The organism is Kitasatospora sp. NPDC057518 (assembly GCF_042802075.1).
Classification (GTDB): domain Bacteria; phylum Actinomycetota; class Actinomycetes; order Streptomycetales; family Streptomycetaceae; genus Kitasatospora.
Genome location: NZ_JBHVEU010000628.1, coordinates 1 through 3,928, shown reverse-complemented (window position 1 = coordinate 3,928; position 3,928 = coordinate 1). Strand labels below are relative to the sequence as shown.

The following is a 3,928-nucleotide window of genomic DNA, read 5'->3' as shown; positions in this document are numbered from 1 at the left end:
GCCCGCGATCGGGCTGGCGGTGGGCCGGGGCACCGGCCCCGAGCTCGCCGCCGTCTTCGAACGCGTCCTGCGGGTGCTCACCGCCGCCCGCCCCACGGGCGTGCGGATCGTCCGCTCCCCGCGCCTCTACCACTCCTACGTCTCGCTGCGCCCGCTGGCCGGCCCCGCCGGGATCCAGGACCTGACCGGGCAGGACGCGGAGCACTACGAGCGGTTCTGCCGAGACCTCGCCGACGCCGGCACCACGGCCGTCTTCCGCACCGCGATCAACGCCCAGTCCCTGTACCTGGTGCGCCACCGCCTGCGCGCCGTCAAGGTCGACCTGTTACGGGAAGGAGAAACGTCACTGCTCCTGGTCCGCGACCAGGCCCAGGGCTTCTACACCGGGGAGAACCGGCACACCCCGGGAGAGGTCGTCCGCACCATGGCCTTCAGCCGGGAGACCACCGAGGCCGTCGTCCGCCACGCCCTGGAGCGGGCCCGGCGCGAATGGCCCGACGGGCGGATCGACCGCATCGTCATGGCCTACAAGTTCCATCTCCTGGACGGCGCGTTCGACGCCTGGGTCGCCGACATCGCCGAGCGGCTGGGCATACGGATCGAGGTGTTCCAGCCCGACACCGTGAACCGCAACCTCATCACCCACGGCCTGCCGGACCGCACCCTGCTGATCGCCGGGAACGAGTGGGCCGACATCATGCACGTGGTCCTGCTGGACCGCTTCGGCGCCCAGCGGCAGGAGAGCCGCTGCACGGAGAACGTGTACCTCGGCCCCGGCGCGGCCGGACTGGTGGAGTACCAGACCGTGCACGGGTCCGCCGACGACCTGGCCGGGCGCGACCTGGTCAACCCGGTGGCCACCCTGCGCGCCGCGGCCCTCGTCGCCGAGCGGCACGCCGCGGTGTCCGGCGCCGTCGGGGCGGTCGAGACCGCCCTGGCCGTCCTGGACGACAAGGGCGTGCACACCCCGGACCTCGGCGGCCGGCACTCCACCACCGCGGTGGTCGACGCGCTGGTCGACGTCCTCGACCTGCCCGGCGCGCCCACCGGATCCACCGCCCCGGTGGGCGGGCCGTGAGCGCCCGGACGGGAACGGCCCTGGTGGTGGTGGACCTGCAGAACGACTTCTGCACCGGACCGGTGGCCAGGGCCCGGTTCGGCGGCGACGGCGCCGTCCTGGACGCCGTGGTCGCCAACAGCGTCCGGGCGGTGGACCTGGCCCGGCGCGCGGGCGTGGAGGTGGTGTTCGTCCGCTTCCTCGGCGACACCGCCCACCAGGGCGCGGCCTGGCGCGCGCGGGACCGGCGGCTGGGCAAGCGGCCGAAGTGCCTGGAGGGCACCTGGGGAGCCCGGTTCCACGGGGTGGCCCCGGCCCCGGGCGAGCGGGTCTTCACCAAACGGGCCTGCTTCGACGCCTTCCTCGGCGACGGCCTGGAGGAGCACCTGCGCGCCGGCGGCACCGGGCACCTCGTCTTCGCCGGGCTCTACGCCGACGTCTGCGTGGACTCCACCGCCCGCACCGCCTTCCAGAAGGGCTTCCACATCACCGTCCTGACGGACTGCACCACCTCCCTGCACCTGCCCCACGACGAGGTCCTGCGGTTCATGCGCGTCCTGTACGGCGCCCGCACCACCACCGGCGACGACCCCGCGGCGTGGACGGCGCCCGTGCACGAGGAGGACCCGTGCACGCCCTGACCGGACCGGAGGACGGGACGGCCGCGGCCGCGGCGCACGGCGTCGCCTCCGGAGTGGGCCGTACCGCCCTGCTGGTGGCGGCCGCCCGCGCCATCGAGACCCACCGCCCCGACGCCCTGGCCCGCGACCCGCTCGCCGAGCACTTCGTGCGCGCCTCCCCCGCCTCGGCGCACTGGCCCCTCCACCCCGACCAGGTCCCCGACGCGGAGGCCGACCCGCTGTGGGGGCGCCTCGGGCGCTACTTCGGGCTGCGCACCCGCGTCCTGGACGACCACCTGCTGGCCGCGGCGCGGGCCGGCACGCGCCAGGTCGTCATCCTGGGCGCGGGCCTGGACTCCCGGGCGTACCGGCTCGACTGGCCGCCCGGCCGCGTCCTCCACGAGATCGACACCGAGCAGGTGCTGGCCTTCAAACGGGCGGTCCTCGACGCGGCGGGCGCGGCCCCCGCCACCGAGCGCCGCCCGCTGGCCGCCGACCTCCGCGGCGACTGGGCCGGGCCGCTGCTGGAGGGCGGCTTCGACCCGGCGGAGCCGACCGCGTGGCTCGCCGAGGGGCTGCTGCTCTACCTCCCCGCCGAGGCCGAGCGGCGGCTGATGGCCGCCGTGCACCGGCTCAGCGCGCCCGGCAGCACCCTGGCGTACGAGCTCAAGGACGTGGCCGCCGAACCGCCGGCGGTGCGCACGGCCCCCGCGTACGTCGCGGCCCGGGAGCGGCTCGGCATCGATCTGCGCGCCCTCTTCGACGCCGGCCCCCGCCCCGACTCCGCCGCGGAACTCACCCGCCTGGGCTGGACGGTGGCCGTGCGCAGCCCGTACGACTTCACCGCCCTGCACGGCCGCGGTCCGGCGCCGGAGCCGGACGACGCCCTGGCGGCCAACCGCTGGGTCTTCGCCGCCCGCCGCGGTCGGCCGGGCGGCGTCCCGGGCGGCATCCCGGGCCGCCGCTGAATTCCGCGGCATTCCGCGGTATTCCCTGCCGTTCGGCGGGGGGGCTCCCCCGCCGGACGGGCGGGATTATCCAAGGGGTTTTCCGAAAGGGAAAAGGATGCACCCGCTGCGAAAACCGCATTACTCGACGTAATGTCGATCATGGATTCCGCCGCCTCGCGCCGCCCTTGGCCGGGGCCCGGGTACACGTCAATTCCGTTATACGGCACGGGATTTCGCAGATCCCCACGTGACCGGCGGGGGTGCCGGAAAATGTCGGACGCCGGCGGATTCACCTGACCGATCCTCATCGGTTCACCCGGTTGTCGATTTCGCGGAAACTGTTCGTCGCTATACGATCCTTCAGGAATCGGATCCTGATCCCCGGCCGGACCGGCAGACCCCGCAGTCGCCGCACCGGCCCGGGCAGAAGCGCGTTCCGCCCGTCCCCCCGCACGAACGCACTCCAGGTGACCATGCATCCCCACACCGCCCACATCGACGGGTTCCACTACGGCTGGATCAACCCGGTCCTGTCCTACCTCATCGCCTGCACCGGCGCGGCGCTCGGACTGCGCTGCACCGTACGGGCCCTGACCCTGCCGCCGGCCCGCCGTCTGGGGTGGCTGCTGCTGTCCGCGGTCGAACTCGGCTGCGGCATCTGGACCATGCACTTCATGGCGATGATGGGCTTCGCCGTCACCGGCTCGTCCGTCGTCTACCGCGTCCCCGAGACCCTCGGCAGCCTCCTGCTGGCCATCGTCGTCGTCGGCGCCGGCGTCCTGTACGTCGGCTACCGCCGCAGGACGCTCGCCTCCCTGCTGATCGGCGGCACCGTCACCGGCTGCGGTGTCGCGGCCATGCACTACCTCGGCATGGCCGCCATGCAGGTCCAGGGCGTGGTCTCCTACGACCCCGTCCTGGTGGCCGTCTCCATCGCCATCGCCGTGGCCGCCGCCACCGCGGCGCTGTGGATGACCCTCAACATCACCGGCTTCGCCGCCTCGCTGGTCGCCTCCCTGATCGCCGGGGTCGCGGTCACCGCCATGCACTACACCGGGATGGCCTCCGTCTCCGTCCGGCTGGACGACCGGCTCCTGCCCGCCGGCCTGCCCGCCTCCCAGTTCGTCGTCCCGCTCGCCGTCGCCATCATGGCCGTCATCGCGATCGGCGGGTTCGTCCTCACCCTCTCCCCGCAGGACCCGGTCGACGTGCCGGCCCGGGAGCCGCTGCGCGTCAAGCTCTTCGACCGCGGCGCCTGACCGGCCCGCCGTGCCGCGCGCACGGCACCGACGCCCCGGGGG

General features: G+C 74.2%; 4 protein-coding genes. All 4 read left to right on the top strand.

Annotated features, from left to right (window positions below):
* Positions 1-1,078: isocitrate/isopropylmalate family dehydrogenase (locus ACFU7Z_RS37410; RefSeq protein WP_380782560.1), on the top strand; the 1,078-nt coding region annotated here is incomplete at its 5' end.
* Positions 1,075-1,698: a cysteine hydrolase family protein gene (locus ACFU7Z_RS37405; RefSeq protein ID WP_049658999.1), complete on the top strand. Its 624-nt coding sequence runs from the start codon at positions 1,075-1,077 to the stop codon at positions 1,696-1,698. The genes ACFU7Z_RS37410 and ACFU7Z_RS37405, both read left to right, overlap by 4 nt.
* Positions 1,695-2,645, top strand: a complete 951-nt coding sequence (locus tag ACFU7Z_RS37400; RefSeq protein ID WP_074005439.1) for an SAM-dependent methyltransferase — start codon at positions 1,695-1,697, stop codon at positions 2,643-2,645. The genes ACFU7Z_RS37405 and ACFU7Z_RS37400 overlap by 4 nt, the downstream gene beginning before the upstream one ends.
* A gap of 455 nt (positions 2,646-3,100) precedes the next feature.
* Positions 3,101-3,886 (top strand): MHYT domain-containing protein, encoded by a 786-nt coding sequence (locus ACFU7Z_RS37395; protein ID WP_049659004.1) that lies wholly within the window; start codon positions 3,101-3,103, stop codon positions 3,884-3,886.
* The last annotated feature ends 42 nt before the right edge of the window (positions 3,887-3,928 follow it).